Genomic DNA, 15644 nt, shown 5'->3' with positions numbered 1-15644 from the left:
CTTAACGAATAACCTTGCGGCGCTCTGTGGCTATGGCCATCAATATACCAAAGCCCGTCATCAGGGTGACGATCGACGTTCCCCCCTGGCTTACCAACGGCAGCGGCACACCCACCACTGGCAGCAGGCCCGATACCATACCGACATTAACAAATACATAGACAAAAAAGGTCAGGGTAAGACTGGCGGCCAGCAAACGGCCAAAACTCTCCTGGGCACGAATGGCGATGGTCAGACCGCGCAGCACCACCAGCACATAAAGCCCCAGTAAAGTAAGCACACCGATCAGGCCAAACTCTTCGGCGAGCACAGCGATAATAAAATCCGTATGCCCTTCGGGCAAAAAATCCAGGTGCGACTGGGTACCCTGCAGCCAACCTTTGCCCGGTACACCACCCGAGCCGATAGCGGTTTTCGACTGGATAATATTCCAGCCAGCCCCCAAGCGGTCGGCCTCGGGGTTGAGTAGAGTTAAGACGCGCTTTTTTTGATAATCGTGCAGCACAAACTGCCACAGAGGCCAGAGGCTCGCCAATAAAGCCGCGACAGCGGCAAAAATATAGCGCCAGGATAAACCGGCAAAAAACAGCACCATTAGGCCCGAGGCCGCCACCAAAATAGAAGTACCTAAGTCCGGCTGCTTAATAATCAGCACCACCGGAATCGCCACCAGTACCAAAGTGAAAAATACATGCTTAAACACCGGCGGCAAGTGCCTTTGCCCCAGGTAGGCTGCAATGGCAATGGGCATGGCGAGCTTCATAAATTCAGAGGGCTGAAAGCGAAAGCCGCCCAAGCTCAGCCAACGCTGCGCACCTTTAGCACCGACACCGACAAAAATCACAGCGATTAATAACCCCACCCCCACTACGTAAGCCCAGGGCGCCATGCGCCGCATAAAGTGCACTGGCACCTGCGCCACCATAAACATGGCTATGTAGGCGATTAAAAAGTAAATGCCCTGGCGCTTAATGGTGGTCATGGATTGATCGCTGGCACTAAACAGAACCACCAGGCCACCGGCGGAAATAATCAGCAGCAGCAGCAGCAGCCAAAAATCAATGTGCAAACGCTGCTGCAATCTATCGCGTTTGCGTAGCGAGCGGTCCGATTCCGGCAGACGGCGGAGAAAATCCTGATGAGGCATTAGTCGCTCCCCTGTTGCGCGTTATCTTCACCCACCAGCCAGGCGTCAAAAACCTTGCGAGCAACAGGCGCCGCAGCCCCTGAACCGGACTCGGCATTTTCTACCAACACCGCCACCGCAATGCGCGGATCATCAAAGGGAGCGAAGCCCACAAAGAGCGCGTGATCGCGGTTGCGCTCGCTCAGGGCCTCCGAGTCATATTCCTCGCCCTGGGCGATGGCGACCACTTGAGCGGTGCCGGTTTTGCCTGCCATTTGATACTCGGCGCCCTGGCCGATGCGCCGGGCGGTGCCGCGAGTGCCATGCACGACTTCTTTCATAGCTTCAAGTATGGAATCCCAGTGAGCCCCCTCGACCTGAACCTGGTTGATCAGTTCGGGCGCTACGGGCTCGCCGCCCACACTGGCCACCATATGGGGCTTATAGTGTTCGCCGCGGCTGGCCAGGGTGGCCACCATCACCCCAAGCTGCATGGGGGTGGCCAACACATCCCCCTGGCCAATGGCGACATTAAGGCTGTCGCCCGGGTACCAGGGCTGGCCACGGGCACCGCGCTTCCAATCGCGCGAAGGCCAGATGCCCCGGCGCTCATTGGGCACGTCGACACCGGTTCGCTCGCCCATACCGAACTGATAGCCAAAGGCATGCATTTTATCGATGCCCATATTGTGCCCCAGGTCGTAAAAGTAGGTATCGCAGGATTCGGCAATCGCCTGTTTTAAATCCACCTTGGTACCATGACCGCGCCGCTTCCAGTCGCGATACAGGCGACTACTGTTAGGCAGGCGATAAAAGCCCGGGTCGTAAACACTGTACTCTGGAGTCACAATGTCGTAGTGCAACCCCGCCATGGCAATCACTGGCTTGACCGTAGACCCAGGTGGATACTGGCCTTGCAGGAAACGGTTAAACAGCGGCAAATCCCGCGATTGATTCAATTCGCGGTAGTCTTTAAAACTGATGCCCGTGACAAATAAATTGGCGTCAAAGCTGGGGGCACTAACCGCTGCCAGCACACCGCCGGTTTTCACGTCGATCGCCACCACAGCGCCGCGATGCCCTTCGAGAGCCTCAAACGCTTTTCGTTGCAGATTAGTGTCCAGGTGCAAGACCAAGTCTTTACCGGGCTTAGGGTCGCCGCTTTCCAGCACCCGCAACACCCGGCCGCGGGCGTTAGTTTCAACGTTCTGATAACCCACTTCCCCAAGCAGGTCTGACTCGTAAGAGCGCTCCAGCCCATTTTTACCAATCGAGTGGGTACCGGCGTAGGCCTGATATTGCTCCTCGTTGAAGCTGGCCAGCTCGCGCTCGTTAATACGCCCCACGTAACCGATGGTGTGTGCAAACAATTCGCCGTGCGTGTAGTGACGCACCAGCTGGGCGTGTACCTCTACCCCATCCAGGCGAAACTCGTTCACCGCCAAGCCGGCAATTTCTTCTTCGGTAAGGTTATACCTCAGAGGGACCGCATCAAACGGACGACGACGCTGACGCAGCTGGTCGTTAAATTTTTCAATGTCATTGGGTGAAATGTCCACCAGCTCACCCAGCACCGCAAGGGTGAGCCCGAGGTCGTCGACCCGCTCCTGGACAATGGAAAGGGTGTAACTGGCGCGGTTTTCCGCCAGCAACTCGCCATTGCGATCATAAATAAGCCCACGGGTGGGCGGAATAGGAAGAACATGCACCCGGTTGCGATCCGACTGGGTAACATAGTCTTCGTGATGAGTAACCTGCAGCGAGTAATAGCGCACCACTAACAGCGCCGTCAGTGCGACAATCACCAATCCGGCGAGGATTGCGCGGGCGAAAAACAGCCTGGCTTCGCGGTGGTGATCTTTAAATTGACGCGCTTCGGACATAGAGACTTACAACAGGTCTTGTTATTTGTGATACGGATGGTGGTTGATAACTGTCCAGGCTCGGTAAAGCTGCTCCATTAGCAGCACGCGCACAATCGGGTGCGGCAGGGTCAGCGCCGACAGTGACCAGCGCTCATCGGCCCGCGCCAGCGCCGCCGGTGCCAGGCCGTCTGGGCCGCCTACCAATAAGCACACATCGCGTCCGTCCATACGCCAGTCTTCAAGCTTGCCCGCCAGTTGCTCGGTGCTCCAGTTGCGGCCTGTTACCTCAAGGGCTATCACCCGGTCACTGCGGCCGATAGCCGCCAACATGGCCTCACCTTCTTTTTCCATCGCGCGATTAACATCACTGTTCTTACCGCGCGCCCCTAGAGGCAGCTCGACCAACTCAACCGGCATATCGCCCTTCGGCAAACGCTTGGCGTATTCGCCGTAACCTTCTTGAACCCAGGCGGGCATGCGCGTGCCTACCGCCAGCAATTTAACTCGCATTAGTCCGCAGAACGTCCCGCCGGTTCCACCGACCAGAGTTTTTCCAGATCATAAAATTCGCGCGTCTCGGGCATCATCACGTGCAATACGATATCGCCAAAATCCACCAGCACCCACTCACCACCTTCGAGCCCCTCAACCCCCAGAGGCTGAAAACCAGCCTTTTTTGCGTCTTCAACGGCGTTGCCCGCGAGGGATTTAACATGGCGCTTGGAGGTACCAGAAGCGATCAGCAGAGTATCCATCACATCGCTTTTACCGCGCACATCCACCTGCTGCACGTCTTTCGCTTTCAAATCGTCCAGCGCCTCTAACAAAATTGGCATTACTTGCTCGGTCATGAGTTACCTATCTGTAAAATCAAAAATAAAAATGTTGTCAACACAATCAGCCCGCCCCATAGAGTCCGCGCTCAGCAATATAGCGGCGCACGGTTTCCGGTAACAGGTATCGGGTCGATAACCCTTGTGCGGTAAGATTACGAATTTCGGTGGCGCTGATATCCAGAGCGCGAATATCCAAATGCACCACAAAACCCGCGCTGGCCTGATCCAGAACCTTTACCGCTGCACGATGCTCGCAATCAAACTGCGCCAGCTCACCGCTGGCGGGCATTTGATAGCCGGGCCGATCCACCACCACTAGGTGTCCTAACTGCAGCAGCTCGTCCCAGCGGTGCCAGCGCATTAATCCCTGGTAAGCATCCAGTCCCATAATCAGGGCAATAGAGGCATCTTCACCCTGTTCGGCGCGCAGCTCTGCCAGGGTGTCCACGGAATAAGAAGCGCTGCCCCGCTCCAGCTCGCGGGTGTCCAGAGTCAGGGTTGGGCTGTCGGCAATAGCCAGTTCCACCATGCGCGCACGGCGACGGCTGGCCACACTGGGGTCTTCCCGGTGCATGGGAATATGGCAGGGCACCATGCGCATTTGGTCAAACCCAACCTGCTGCACCAGATCCAAAGCCAGACGCAAATGCCCGTGATGAATCGGATTAAAGGTACCGCCAAAAACAGCAATTTTGCGGCGCATCAGTGGCGAATGTGGCCGTCGCCAAACACGATCCATTTTTGCGAAGTCAGCCCTTCCAGCCCCACTGGGCCTCGGGCGTGAATTTTATCCGTGGAAATCCCGATTTCGGCTCCCAGACCGTACTCAAAACCGTCGGCAAAGCGGGTCGAGGCGTTAATCATTACCGAACTGGAATCCACCTCGGTGATAAAGCGGCGTCCGCGGGTATAGTCTTCGGTGACTATGGACTCTGTGTGCTGTGAACTGTATTTGGCTATATGGTCCATCGCCTCATCCAAAGAGCTAACCACACGAATGGCCAGCACCGGCGCCAAATACTCCGTCGCCCAGTCTTCTTCGCTGGCCGCTACTGCCTCGATAATCGCGCGAGTTTTCTCACAACCACGCAACTCGACTCCCTCGGCGCCATAAGCTTCGGCTAAACGGGGCAGAATACTGGCGGCAACGGTCTCATCGACCAATAGCGTTTCCATGGCGTTACACACACCGTAGCGATGGGTCTTGGCGTTAAAAGCAATAGCGAAGGCTTTATCCAGATCGGCCTTGGCATCGATGTAAACGTGGCAAATACCATCAAGGTGTTTAATCACTGGTACTGAGGCTTCGCGCGAGATGCGCTCAATCAGGCCTTTGCCACCGCGCGGTACGATTACATCCACATACTCAGGCATGGTGATCATCTCGCCCACAGCGGCGCGATCGGTGGTTTGTACCACTTGCACGCAAGCCTCAGGCAGCCCCGCCTCGCGCAGGCCACGACCAATGCACTCGGCAATGGCGCGATTGGAATGGATCGCCTCGCTGCCACCGCGCAAAATCGCCGCATTGCCCGACTTTAAACACAGGCTCGCGGCATCAATGGTCACATTGGGGCGAGACTCATAAATAATGCCCACCACCCCCAAAGGCACGCGCATTTTCCCCACCTGTATGCCGCTGGGGCGATAGCTCATATCGGTAATCTCACCACAGGGGTCGGGCAGCGCCGCTACCTGACGCAGGCCTTCGATCATGCCATCGATGGTTTTAGGCTTGAGCGCCAGGCGATCCACCAGTGCATCGTCCAGGCCATTGGCCCGGCCTGCGGCCAGATCTTTTTCGTTTTCGGCCATCAAATGTTCGCGGTGCGCATCCAGCTCGCGCGCCATTGCCAGCAGGGCTTCGTTTTTTACCCCGGTGCTGGTAGCAGCCAGGGATCGCGACGCGGCGCGCGCGTCGATACCCACCTGGGCCATATACTCTTTGACAGAAACCTTATCCAACATGCTAAACCCGTGTAAATTGCAGAAAATTGCGGCAATTATACCTGCAACACAGTGCTTAAAACCATGAACAAAGCGGGTGCTTCAGCTTTTGTTAAGGCGTGCAGGCTCAGTATTGCTCCCTGACTGTCGCTGGTCACAACACAAGCGCAGACACTACAATAGCGTTTTACCGATAAATCGCTCTATCTCGCAGGTAACTGTAATGCTCAAATGGCTGATTCCGGTGTTCGCCGCAGTATTTTGCGTCTGTGCCCAAGCCGCGCCCCCCGCCCCGCTGTCGCCACCACTGAGCACGCCTATCTCCTGCGCCATCAGCGCTGCTCAGGCGGGTAAAATCGCCAGCAAAACCTTTGGCGGCAAGGTGATTGATATTAAGCAGGTAAAAATCAAAAACCGACTCGCCTACCGGGTCAAGCTCCTACAACAATCGGGGCGCATTCACTCAGTCCTGATTGACGCCGCCAGCGGCCGCCCCCTCAAGTAAATCACCGCGGAGCCCTCATGCGCCTTTTAATCGTTGAAGACGACCCCCAGCTCAATCAGCAAATCGCCGCGCAAATGCAAGGCAGCGGCTTCGCCTGCGACACATCTCACGACGGCCGTGAAGGGCTCTATCTGGGGCAGGAGTTTAACTATGACCTGGCAATTATCGACCTCGGACTGCCCGAACTGGATGGCATCAGCCTGATCCGGCAGCTGCGCGAGCAGCAGCGCAACTTTCCCATTCTGATTCTCACCGCCCGCGACGCCTGGCAGGACAAGGTTGAAGGGCTGGAAGCCGGGGGCGATGACTATCTCACCAAGCCATTTCACCCCGAGGAGCTGCGCGCTCGCGCGCAGGCTCTGCTACGCCGCTCCCACGGGCTGGCACAAAGCAAGTTACAGTTTGGCCCCATTGCTATGGATACCGACGCCAAAAGCGTGCAGGTAAACGGGCGAACGGTAGAACTGACTGGCTATGAATACAATACGCTGTTGCAACTGGCACTCAATAACGGCAAGACGCTATCCAAAGCGCAACTTACCGAACACCTCTACGCGCAAGACTTTGACCGCGACAGCAACACCATTGAAGTCTTTGTCGGCCGCCTGCGCAAAAAGTTGGACCCTGACGGCAGCATTAACCCCATCAGTACCCTGCGCGGACTGGGCTACCGGTTTAACCTGACGCCGGACCACCCCGCGCCCAAACCATGAAGCCCTCCACCCTCAAGGCACGCCTTTGGTTTGGCACCTTGCTGGCGCTACTGCTACTGCTGTTACTCGCGGGCTTAGCGCTTGACCGGGCTGTGCGCAGCAGCCTGTTCGCGGCCGAACAGGTCCGCTTGGAGCGCTACTTTTATTTGTTATTTTCACTCGCCGAAATGCAGGGTGAGCACTTACAGCTGCCAGACTCGCTGCTAGAACCAGACTTAGAACAACCGACTTCAGGCCTCGCCGCTTACGTCTTTCGCACCGACGGCTCGCAGGTCTGGCGCTCGGCATCGGGTTTATTGAGCGAACACCCGCCCCAATACCGAGATTTCGGCAGTCATCACCACCCAGGTCAAATGCGGATTCAGCGAAAGCGTGGACCAAATGAGCGAGCATTTTATGCCGACTATGACGTACTTTGGGAAACCGATAGCGGTGCCGTCATCCCCTACCGATTTGCCCTGGTACACTCCGGTGAGAGCTTCTACAGCGCGCTTGGTGCGTTTCGCGCCGCCATGGCTAAATGGCTTTTACTTGCCGTTACCGCCATGGCCGCTTTTTACGCCGGGCTACTCGCCTGGGCACTGCGTCCGTTGCGAACACTGGCAAACGCATTAAGCAAAATGCAAAGCGGCGAAACAAGCCTGCTAACGGGACAATACCCGCGCGAAATTCAGCGGGTGGTGGATAGACTCAATCAAGTACTTGAAAGCGAGGCCAGTCTGCGTAAGCGCTACCGCAACAGCTTGGGCGATTTGGCTCACAGCCTAAAGACTCCTTTGGCCGTATTACAAAACGCTACACCGCCACCAGAGGCAAAGGACTATGCTAGAAACGTACAAGAGCAAGTTGAAAGGATGGATCAAGTAGTGAAATATCAGTTACAACGCGCCGTCAGTGAACAGAGTTCGGGCAGCAAAAAACAAGTCCCGCTTCTAAAAGCCTGCGATCGCCTGGGGCAATCACTGCAAAAAATTTATCGCGATAAAGGCATCAACCTCGCGCTGGATATAAACCCGGCGCTGACCTTCGTTGGCGATGAGCAGGACTTATTGGAAATTTTAGGCAACCTGCTGGACAACGGCTTTAAATACGGCCACAGCCAGGTAACAGTCAGCGCCCAGCTCAATGAGGCACAACTACAAATTAACGTCGATGACGACGGTGACGGAATTGCCGAATCACTCAACGCTAACCCGGTCGAGCGCGGCCAGCGTCTGGACACATCCAAACCCGGCCAGGGTATCGGCCTTGCGATCTGCGCCGATATAGCAGCCGGCTACCACGGCGGACTCAAAATATCCCGCTCGCCTCTAGGCGGCGCCAGATTTACGGTCAGGCTACCTGGAGCGGAAACGGTGAACGGTGAACGGTGAACGGTGAACGGTGAACGGTGAACGGTGAACGGTGAACGGTGAACGGTGAACGGTGAACGGTGAACGGTGAACGGTGAACGGTGAACGGTGAACGGTGAACGGTGAACGGTGAACGGTGAACGAGATTTGCGTTTTTATTTATCACCGTCAAGCCAATACAAAAAAGGGGCAAACCTCAGTTTGCCCCCACAGCTTCATGCTCGCTGTTTTTTGCCGCCGCACCTTGGCGGCGGCTTATTGTTGCTTCCTTAAAACTCGATTGGCAGGCTCAAAGAAACGATGAATTTCGCATCGTCATCGTAAGTGCCATCTACGTCATCAACCGGCACACCAATGGTGAAGCTCAGGTTGTCATTGAATGAGTAGCCAAGATCCAAGTGAGAATAATCGTCTTCGTGCAGACCATAGGTCACGCTGAACTTGTCAAAGCTCGCGCCAAGAGTGGTGTACCAGTACTCATCCAGATCTTCCAGACCGTGGTAGTAAGTCACAGCAACCGGTCCAAAACCCAAAGAAACTACGGCCTCGGTCAAGTCGCCAAGGTCTGGTGAGCCATCAGAGCCATCGGCGTTAGCGGGTGCACTTGGGTAGTTGTAGTTCCACAGGCTGAAGTCATAAGTAAAGCTACCAGCTTCGCCACCGTAACCTACGTACAGATCGTACTCAGTACCCAAGCTAGCGTCACCAGAGGAACCCCACACACCAGCGTACAGACCACCAGTGCTTACAGTGATGTCACCTGAGATGGCTGGATCGCCATTACCCAGATCCATACCGCGCCAGTAGTACATGTTAGCAGCGCCTACCGATGCAGACACTTCGGCACTGGCGGAGGGTGCAACGGCGCTCAAGGCAATGGCAGAAGCGGCAACGGCACTGGCCAGTACTTTTTTGTTCATCATCTTCATGAAATCTTCCTCTAGTTTCTAATGGCAGTAATTTTCTTTTGTAGCTGTCGATTAGCACACCGACCCAGCTTGCCCGGTTAATAGCGAAGAGCGAGCCAACTTGAATTTATTCTTTAATATCAACATCTTATACAAATTTACAGCAAATACCTCAAGCAACCATGCGCGCCAAAGCACCAAACTTGCGCACTCGGAAAACTTAAACAATAGACTACGCACCAAAAATGACCACCGTGAGACATAACGCTGCTGCCAAGCTGGCTTTTTCGTATCAGCAGACGCAAAGCCTCCATCCGCCACCCAGGTCATGAGTGAAGCTTAGTGGGCGTCCTTAGGGGGCTTAACTGCGGGCGCAGCAGTAAATTATTGGTGGGACTAAAACGCCGAAATCGATAATATGTCGGCATGACAAACACAGCGAAACAGATGCAAATTTACCTGGTCGGGGGCGCTGTGCGCGACCGCCTGCTGGGCTACCCCTACAGCGAGCAAGACTGGGTTGTGGTGGGAGCCACGCCCGCACAAATGGCAGAGCTCGGCTATACCCCGGTAGGCAAAGACTTTCCCGTTTTTCTTCACCCCGACAGTAAAGAAGAGTACGCCCTGGCGCGCACAGAACGTAAAACGTCGCCCGGCTACGGCGGTTTCAGCTTTCACTGCGCGCCAAATATTACCTTGGAAGAAGACCTTGTTCGCCGCGACCTGACCATCAACGCAATGGCAATGAACGAAGCAGGTGAACTGATTGATCCACACGGTGGCGCGCGCGACCTGCGGGAAAAGACTTTACGCCACGTTTCCAGCGCCTTTAGCGAAGACCCGGTAAGAATTTTACGAGTAGCCAGGTTTGCCGCCCGCTATCACCACCTTGGCTTCACGGTGGCCGAGCCAACCATGGCACTTATGGCACAAATGGTCAGCTCCGGCGAGGCAGATCATCTGGTAGCTGAGCGAGTCTGGAAAGAGTTTCAACGCGCTCTGGGCGAACGGCATCCGGACGTGTTTATCACCACACTGCGCCAGTGTGGCGCGCTGGCAGTGGTCATGCCAGAGCTGGACACTCTGTTTGGCCTCCCCCAGCCGCCCAAGCACCACCCGGAAGTGGATACCGGCGTCCATAGCTTGATGGTGCTGCAACAAGCCTGCGAACTAAGCGATGATGTGTCTGTACGTTTTGCCGCCCTAATGCACGATTTAGGCAAGGGGCTCACACCAAAAGACGAATGGCCCCGCCATATTGGTCACGAAACGCGGGGCATCGCGCCCATCAAGCAGCTATGCCAGCGCCTAGCCGTGCCCAACGATTGCCGCGATCTGGCTCTGCTAGCGGCGCAGTTTCACACCCACTGTCACCGCGCGTTTGAACTTAAGCCCGCCACTTTACTTAAATTATTTAAGCAGACAGACGCCTACCGCAAACCCAAACGTTTCCATCAATTTCTACTGACCTGCAAGGCCGACTCGCGCGGGCGCACAGGTTTTACCAAGCACGACTATCCACAAAGCCAATACCTAGCCGAGGCCCTAAACGTGGCGCAACAAGTTGATATTCAGGCTCTGGTAAAACAGGGTTACCAGGGCGGCGAGCTGGGCGAGGCAATCGAAGCCGAGCGCTTACGTTTATTGCAAGACTTTAAACAGGAGCAGAGTTTATGAGCACACCCCGGGTCGCCCTCATTACCGGAGGAGCTCGACGCATTGGCGCCGCCATTGCCTCCCATTTACATCAGCAGGGCTGGAACCTCATCATCCACTGCCGCCAATCGGTCACCGAGGCGGAGGCATTGGCCGAGCACCTAAACGCTCAGCGGGACAACAGTGTGTGCACAGTCCGCGCGGATTTAGCCAAGATGCCTGAGCTCAAAGCACTGGCGGAAACGGCATGCTCCAGCTGGGGCCGCCTGGACGCTCTGATCAACAACGCCTCCAGTTTTTATCCCACCGCGCTAGCCAGCGCCAGCGAACACCAGTGGGATGATTTATTTGCCAGCAATTTAAAAGCGCCTTTTTTCCTCAGTCAGAAACTGAGCCAGGCGTTGCAGCAAACCGAGGGCTGCATCATCAACATTGCCGACATACACGCCGAGCGTCCTCTCAAGAATCACAGCATTTACTGTATGGCCAAGGCGGGCAATGTGATGCTAACCAAAACCCTGGCACGGGAACTGGCACCCGAGGTGCGAGTCAATGGCATTGCTCCGGGGGCCATCGCCTGGCCAGAAGATGACGCTGCGCTGAGCGATAAAGCGCAGCAATCTATACTGGAGAAAACCGCCTTGCAGCGCAGCGGCGAGCCTGCCGACATCGCCCGCACGGTGGCATTTTTACTGACTGAGGCGCCCTATATCACCGGGCAGATTATCGCCGTTGACGGCGGGCGCAGCCTACAACAGTAAGGGATAAACTTATGATTAAAACCCTCTGGCTTAGCGAGTCGGGTGAACGCCGCTGCGGCGGCGAAGAGCTTATCGCGCAATGGCGCGAAAGTGGCGACGGCCACCTGTGGATTGATATTTTAAGTGAAGACCCTCGCGCCGAACGCGACTTACTGCTGGCCATGGACTGCCACCCTCTGGCGGTCGAAGATGCCCAGCGCAAAAGACACCCTCCCAAGACCGAGAGTTTTGACGACCAGGAATTGGTGCTGTATCGCGGTATCACTCACTTTGACGAAGAACTCAATGTCGAACTTGTTCCCATTGCTCTGTTCGCCTCAGAAAAGTGTTTTATAAGTATCCATCAGGGTAAATCACTCAGCATCCAACAGCACTGGAACGACGCCAAAAGCTCTCTGGTGCGCCAGCCAGCGCTGCTGGCCATTCGCATCATGCATTATTCGGTAGGCCGCTATCTGGACGCAGTTCTGGCATTCGAAGAGCGGATTAACGATCTGGAAGATGCCATGCAGGAAAGTCCTAACGACTCAGTAATGCGCACGTTAATCTCCTATAAATCTCGTCTGCGTAAATTAAAGCGCGTGTTTAACTACCACGAGCGCATTGCACAGACCCTGTTAAAAGAAACCCCGGATCTATTTATACGCACCGAGCCAGATATCGTCCACGCCTTGCAGGATTTGTTCGACCGCTGCGAGCGAGTACACAGCCTGGCGACCATGTACTACGAAATTTGCGGTGATTTAATTGAAGGCTATCTGTCGCTCACCTCGCACATGCTGAATAACACCATGCGCGTTTTGACGGTCATTACCGCCATTTTCGTTCCACTGACATTTATCGCCGGCATATACGGTATGAACTTCGACAATATTCCGGAGCTGCACGTTAAAAACGGCTACTTTATTGTTATGGGATTAATGGGCTTAATTGGCGCTGGGCTGCTGGTACTGTTTAGAAAACTGCGGTGGCTATAAATGCGGTCAGACATCTGATGTCGGACGCCATGGACGCTGGATAACATTTTTTTGCGTTCTGCGTTCTGCGTTCTGCGTTCTGCGTTCTGCGTTCTGCGTTAGGCATTGTGCATTCCGCGTCTGACATCAGACCTCCGACATTAGACCCTCTTTCCAACCGATATCTCTTTACCGCGCCATTCAAACGATACCGGCCAGAGCTTTTGCGAGCTCTGGTCGTACTCTTGCCACAGTTGCGCATAGGTGCGCTGCAATAACGGATGAACTTCGTCGGGGGCAAGCTCCGCCATGGGCAACAGCACAAAGGCGTTTTTGGTGATCTCGTCGCGGGGCAGTTCTACCCCATCAATGTCACCGGCTTTCTCCGCTACGGTCAGAATATCGATATCGAGAGTCCGGGGACTGAATTTGGGGCCAGCGCGGTTGCGGCCGTTAGCGTCTTCTATCTGCTTCAGCTTTAGCGACAGCCCCCCCACAGGCAGTGACGTATTAATACCCACCACCAAGTTCAAAAAGTTACTGCCGTTAAAGCCTACCGCTTCGCTCTCGTATACAGTAGAAATATCCAGCTCGCCAAACTCTGCGGCCAGCGAATCCAAGGCCGCCCCGATATGGCGATAGCGGTCAATATTGCTGCCCAGACTCAAGTACACGCGACTCATGCCGGCTTTTCCCCGCGTTCGATGATCAGCCCCACATCCCGCGCCCCGCGCAACGCGCCAGGCTTGCTCAGGCGCAAGCGCAGCCAGGGAACATGAAATTCCTCACGCACCAGCGCGGCAATTTCTTCCGCCAAAGACTCGACCAATAGCGCACTGCGATTTTCCACATGAGCGATAATCCGTTTGGATACAGCCTTATAGTTAAGCGCGTATTCAATATTGTCTGTCTCGGCGGCACGGCGAATATCACTGGCCATTTCCAAATCAATACTGACGGTCTGACGCACCTCACGCTCCCAATCGTAAATACCAATAATCGTTTGGATTTGCAGATCTCTTATATAGACAATATCCATGATGTTCTCTTTGTTGGTTTTAATCCGCCAAGGCTCGTTTAAAGCGGCGCCAGGGTATCCAGTGGCCAGCGAGGACGCACGTTAATCGCTAAACCCTCGCGCTGCCCCGCGGCCAGGCGTTGGGCCCCGGCGTAGGCGATCATCGCGCCATTGTCGGTACAGAACTCGTGGCGAGCGTAAAACACCTGCGCCCCGATTTTCTGCAATGCGGTTTCCAGGTCGGTGCGCAAGCGCTTGTTAGCCGAAACACCACCGGCAATCACCAAACGTTTAAAACCAGTAGCCTCCAGGGCGCGACGGCACTTGATCACCAGGGTAGAAACCACCGACTCTTCAAAAGCGCGCGCGATGTCTGCGCAGGTCTGCTCATCCGGCAACCCATCTTCACCTTTGTGCTCTGCAACAGTATTTAACGTATAAGTTTTCAGGCCTGAAAAACTAAAATCCAGCCCCGGGCGATCAATCATAGGCCGGGGAAAGGTAAACCGGCCAGCAGTACCCTGCTCTGCCAGCCGGGCCACGTGGGGGCCACCCGGGTAGTCCAGATCGAGCATTTTGGCGGCTTTGTCAAACGCCTCGCCCGCGGCATCATCTAACGATTCACCCAGCAGCTCATACTGACCAATCCCCTCTACTTTGACCAACTGGGTATGGCCGCCGGAGACCAGCAGCGCAACAAAGGGAAACTCGGGCGGCGAGTCTTCCAGCATAGGAGCCAAAAGATGCCCCTCCATATGATGCACACCGATGGCGGGCACCTGCAGTGCATAGGCCAGCGCCCGGCCAACACTGGCCCCCACCATTAAAGCCCCTACCAGCCCCGGGCCTGCGGTATAGGCAATACCGTCAATATCATTCAGCTGCAATCCGGCCTTACCGAGCACTTCCTTTATAAGGGGCAAAATCTTACGCACGTGGTCTCGCGAGGCCAGCTCTGGCACTACACCGCCGTATTCGGCGTGCACCTCGATCTGCGAATACAGATCGTGAGCCAGAAGGCCATTTTCAGTATCAAACAGTGCGATTCCGGTTTCATCGCACGAGGTTTCTATACCCAACACTCGCATGCTTTATGCCTGTATGCCGTAAAAGCTCGCTATCATATAGATCCCTTTTGTCGGGGGCCAGCCGCGACCGCAAAAAACACGCAAGAAGCGCTTGCAGCCCAGAGCCGAAGTGTATAGAATCCCGCACCCTTAGAACGTTAGACATTTTTTGTTCAACCAAAGGTAAAAGCATGCCTTCAGTAAAGATTAAAGAAAACGAGCCGTTTGACGTCGCTCTGCGTCGCTTCAAGCGCGCTTGCGAAAAAGCAGGTGTATTGGCCGAAGTTCGCAGCCGCGAGTTTTACGAGAAGCCCACCGCTGTTCGCAAACGCAACATGGCAGCCGCTGTTAAGCGCCACGCCAAAAAAGTACAGCGCGAATCTCGCAAGTTCCAGCGCATGTACTAAGCTGGTGCCGGCCACCCGCTGGTGGCCGGGCCATACGCTCAGCATACAATAGGGTAAATTATGGCCTCCGAGCTAAAAACCCGTATTAATGACGAGCTAAAAACCGCCATGCGAGCCAAAGAGAAGGCGCGCGTGGCTGTTTTGCGTTTGATCATGGCGGAATTTAAACGAATTGAAGTTGACGAGCGCATCGAGCTGGATGACGCACGGGTTTTGGCCGTGCTGGACAAAATGCTCAAGCAGCGCCGCGACTCCATCGCCCAGTACGAGCAGGCCGGACGCACCGAGCTGGCCGAGCAGGAACAATCTGAAAGCGTGATTATTCAGGAGTTTCTGCCACAGCCTCTGAGTAGTGCCGAACTGGACGAAATCGTCGACAAAGCCATCGCACAAACCGGCGCCAATGAGATGCGCGACATGGGCAAGATCATGGGCCTGGTGAAACCCCAGGTGCAAGGCCGCGCCGACATGGCCGAGGTAAGCAAGCGGATTAAAGCCTCACTCGGCTGAATCGCATTTCTTTCGGC

Annotated in this window: 18 protein-coding genes; 8 read left to right on the top strand and 10 right to left on the bottom strand. The window is 55.3% G+C overall.

Going from position 1 to position 15644, the window contains the following annotated elements:
* Position 1 precedes the first annotated feature (1 nt).
* Genes rodA through NHM04_RS15170 form a run of 6 tightly spaced genes read right to left on the bottom strand, consistent with a single transcriptional unit; the run spans position 2 to position 5795 of the window.
* Positions 2-1147, bottom strand: a complete 1146-nt coding sequence (rodA, locus tag NHM04_RS15195; RefSeq protein ID WP_254264601.1) for a rod shape-determining protein RodA — start codon at positions 1145-1147, stop codon at positions 2-4.
* Complete coding sequence (gene mrdA, locus NHM04_RS15190) at positions 1147-3009, bottom strand: penicillin-binding protein 2 (RefSeq protein WP_254264600.1); 1863 nt, start codon at positions 3007-3009, stop codon at positions 1147-1149. Before mrdA ends, rodA begins: the two co-directional genes overlap by 1 nt.
* A 21-nt stretch (positions 3010-3030) precedes the next feature.
* The gene (gene rlmH / locus NHM04_RS15185) at positions 3031-3501 is read right to left on the bottom strand and encodes a 23S rRNA (pseudouridine(1915)-N(3))-methyltransferase RlmH (RefSeq protein ID WP_254264599.1); all 471 of its coding nucleotides are present in this window, start codon (positions 3499-3501) and stop codon (positions 3031-3033) included.
* On the bottom strand, positions 3501-3842 hold the full coding sequence (gene rsfS / locus NHM04_RS15180) for a ribosome silencing factor (RefSeq protein WP_020208090.1): 342 nt from the start codon (positions 3840-3842) through the stop codon (positions 3501-3503). The genes rlmH and rsfS overlap by 1 nt, the downstream gene beginning before the upstream one ends.
* Positions 3843-3888: 46 nt before the next feature.
* The gene (nadD, locus tag NHM04_RS15175) at positions 3889-4530 is read right to left on the bottom strand and encodes a nicotinate-nucleotide adenylyltransferase (RefSeq protein ID WP_254264598.1); all 642 of its coding nucleotides are present in this window, start codon (positions 4528-4530) and stop codon (positions 3889-3891) included.
* Positions 4530-5795, bottom strand: a complete 1266-nt coding sequence (locus tag NHM04_RS15170; RefSeq protein ID WP_254264597.1) for a glutamate-5-semialdehyde dehydrogenase — start codon at positions 5793-5795, stop codon at positions 4530-4532. Before NHM04_RS15170 ends, nadD begins: the two co-directional genes overlap by 1 nt.
* A gap of 202 nt (positions 5796-5997) precedes the next feature.
* Here NHM04_RS15170 and NHM04_RS15165 point away from each other — a divergent pair, with 202 nt between their 5' ends.
* Genes NHM04_RS15165 through NHM04_RS15155 form a run of 3 tightly spaced genes read left to right on the top strand, consistent with a single transcriptional unit; the run spans position 5998 to position 8365 of the window.
* Positions 5998-6279 (top strand): PepSY domain-containing protein, encoded by a 282-nt coding sequence (locus NHM04_RS15165; protein WP_254264596.1) that lies wholly within the window; start codon positions 5998-6000, stop codon positions 6277-6279.
* A 17-nt stretch (positions 6280-6296) separates the two neighbouring features.
* A complete protein-coding gene (locus NHM04_RS15160) occupies positions 6297-6992 on the top strand; it encodes a response regulator transcription factor (RefSeq protein WP_254264595.1) in 696 nt (231 codons plus the stop codon).
* Positions 6989-8365, top strand: coding sequence for an ATP-binding protein (locus NHM04_RS15155; protein WP_254264594.1), 1377 nt, complete (start codon positions 6989-6991; stop codon positions 8363-8365). The genes NHM04_RS15160 and NHM04_RS15155 overlap by 4 nt, the downstream gene beginning before the upstream one ends.
* Before the next feature lie 248 nt (positions 8366-8613).
* Here the strand turns inward: NHM04_RS15155 and NHM04_RS15150 are convergent, their stop codons facing one another.
* Positions 8614-9273, bottom strand: coding sequence for a TorF family putative porin (locus NHM04_RS15150; protein ID WP_254264593.1), 660 nt, complete (start codon positions 9271-9273; stop codon positions 8614-8616).
* A gap of 426 nt (positions 9274-9699) precedes the next feature.
* On the opposite strand from NHM04_RS15150, the gene NHM04_RS15145 reads away from it, so the two are divergent.
* From NHM04_RS15145 to NHM04_RS15135, 3 genes are read left to right on the top strand one after another with little or no spacing between them, the layout of a single operon-like run.
* Positions 9700-10929 (top strand): multifunctional CCA addition/repair protein, encoded by a 1230-nt coding sequence (locus NHM04_RS15145; protein WP_254264592.1) that lies wholly within the window; start codon positions 9700-9702, stop codon positions 10927-10929.
* Positions 10926-11669: a pteridine reductase gene (locus NHM04_RS15140; protein WP_254264591.1), complete on the top strand. Its 744-nt coding sequence runs from the start codon at positions 10926-10928 to the stop codon at positions 11667-11669. Before NHM04_RS15145 ends, NHM04_RS15140 begins: the two co-directional genes overlap by 4 nt.
* Before the next feature lie 11 nt (positions 11670-11680).
* Positions 11681-12646, top strand: a complete 966-nt coding sequence (locus tag NHM04_RS15135) for a magnesium transporter CorA family protein (RefSeq protein WP_254264590.1) — start codon at positions 11681-11683, stop codon at positions 12644-12646.
* A gap of 140 nt (positions 12647-12786) precedes the next feature.
* Here NHM04_RS15135 and folK read toward each other — a convergent pair whose 3' ends face one another.
* From folK to tsaD, 3 genes are read right to left on the bottom strand one after another with little or no spacing between them, the layout of a single operon-like run.
* Positions 12787-13308 carry a 2-amino-4-hydroxy-6-hydroxymethyldihydropteridine diphosphokinase gene (gene folK, locus NHM04_RS15130; RefSeq protein WP_254264589.1) on the bottom strand — a complete coding sequence of 174 codons (522 nt, stop codon included), beginning with the start codon at positions 13306-13308 and terminating at the stop codon, positions 12787-12789.
* Positions 13305-13664 (bottom strand): dihydroneopterin aldolase, encoded by a 360-nt coding sequence (gene folB, locus NHM04_RS15125; RefSeq protein WP_254264588.1) that lies wholly within the window; start codon positions 13662-13664, stop codon positions 13305-13307. The genes folK and folB overlap by 4 nt, the downstream gene beginning before the upstream one ends.
* A gap of 38 nt (positions 13665-13702) precedes the next feature.
* Positions 13703-14731 (bottom strand): tRNA (adenosine(37)-N6)-threonylcarbamoyltransferase complex transferase subunit TsaD, encoded by a 1029-nt coding sequence (tsaD, locus tag NHM04_RS15120; RefSeq protein WP_254264587.1) that lies wholly within the window; start codon positions 14729-14731, stop codon positions 13703-13705.
* A gap of 170 nt (positions 14732-14901) precedes the next feature.
* Here tsaD and rpsU point away from each other — a divergent pair, with 170 nt between their 5' ends.
* On the top strand, positions 14902-15117 hold the full coding sequence (gene rpsU, locus NHM04_RS15115; RefSeq protein ID WP_254264586.1) for a 30S ribosomal protein S21: 216 nt from the start codon (positions 14902-14904) through the stop codon (positions 15115-15117).
* 60 nt (positions 15118-15177) lie between these two features.
* Positions 15178-15627, top strand: a complete 450-nt coding sequence (locus tag NHM04_RS15110) for a GatB/YqeY domain-containing protein (RefSeq protein WP_254264585.1) — start codon at positions 15178-15180, stop codon at positions 15625-15627.
* Positions 15628-15644: the final 17 nt, after the last annotated feature.

Origin of the sequence: Gilvimarinus sp. DA14 (assembly GCF_024204685.1) — a bacterium.
Taxonomy (GTDB): domain Bacteria; phylum Pseudomonadota; class Gammaproteobacteria; order Pseudomonadales; family Cellvibrionaceae; genus Gilvimarinus.
The sequence above is the reverse complement of the archived record's forward strand: the minus strand, read 5'-3'. Positions and strand labels throughout refer to the sequence as shown.

Bases quoted from the DNA above. Each gene is read 5' to 3' on its own strand.
- NHM04_RS15135 (WP_254264590.1), top strand. From the start codon at position 11,681: ATGATTAAAACCCTCTGGCTTAGCGAGTCGGGTGAACGCCGCTGCGGC.
- NHM04_RS15165 (WP_254264596.1), top strand. From the start codon at position 5,998: ATGCTCAAATGGCTGATTCCGGTGTTCGCCGCAGTATTTTGCGTCTGT.
- mrdA (WP_254264600.1), bottom strand. From the start codon at position 3,009: ATGTCCGAAGCGCGTCAATTTAAAGATCACCACCGCGAAGCCAGGCTG.
- NHM04_RS15150 (WP_254264593.1), bottom strand. From the start codon at position 9,273: ATGAAGATGATGAACAAAAAAGTACTGGCCAGTGCCGTTGCCGCTTCT.
- NHM04_RS15140 (WP_254264591.1), top strand. From the start codon at position 10,926: ATGAGCACACCCCGGGTCGCCCTCATTACCGGAGGAGCTCGACGCATT.
- rodA (WP_254264601.1), bottom strand. From the start codon at position 1,147: ATGCCTCATCAGGATTTTCTCCGCCGTCTGCCGGAATCGGACCGCTCG.
- folK (WP_254264589.1), bottom strand. From the start codon at position 13,308: ATGAGTCGCGTGTACTTGAGTCTGGGCAGCAATATTGACCGCTATCGC.
- rpsU (WP_254264586.1), top strand. From the start codon at position 14,902: ATGCCTTCAGTAAAGATTAAAGAAAACGAGCCGTTTGACGTCGCTCTG.
- rsfS (WP_020208090.1), bottom strand. From the start codon at position 3,842: ATGACCGAGCAAGTAATGCCAATTTTGTTAGAGGCGCTGGACGATTTG.
- NHM04_RS15155 (WP_254264594.1), top strand. From the start codon at position 6,989: ATGAAGCCCTCCACCCTCAAGGCACGCCTTTGGTTTGGCACCTTGCTG.
- NHM04_RS15145 (WP_254264592.1), top strand. From the start codon at position 9,700: ATGCAAATTTACCTGGTCGGGGGCGCTGTGCGCGACCGCCTGCTGGGC.
- folB (WP_254264588.1), bottom strand. From the start codon at position 13,664: ATGGATATTGTCTATATAAGAGATCTGCAAATCCAAACGATTATTGGT.
- NHM04_RS15110 (WP_254264585.1), top strand. From the start codon at position 15,178: ATGGCCTCCGAGCTAAAAACCCGTATTAATGACGAGCTAAAAACCGCC.
- NHM04_RS15160 (WP_254264595.1), top strand. From the start codon at position 6,297: ATGCGCCTTTTAATCGTTGAAGACGACCCCCAGCTCAATCAGCAAATC.
- NHM04_RS15170 (WP_254264597.1), bottom strand. From the start codon at position 5,795: ATGTTGGATAAGGTTTCTGTCAAAGAGTATATGGCCCAGGTGGGTATC.
- tsaD (WP_254264587.1), bottom strand. From the start codon at position 14,731: ATGCGAGTGTTGGGTATAGAAACCTCGTGCGATGAAACCGGAATCGCA.
- nadD (WP_254264598.1), bottom strand. From the start codon at position 4,530: ATGCGCCGCAAAATTGCTGTTTTTGGCGGTACCTTTAATCCGATTCAT.
- rlmH (WP_254264599.1), bottom strand. From the start codon at position 3,501: ATGCGAGTTAAATTGCTGGCGGTAGGCACGCGCATGCCCGCCTGGGTT.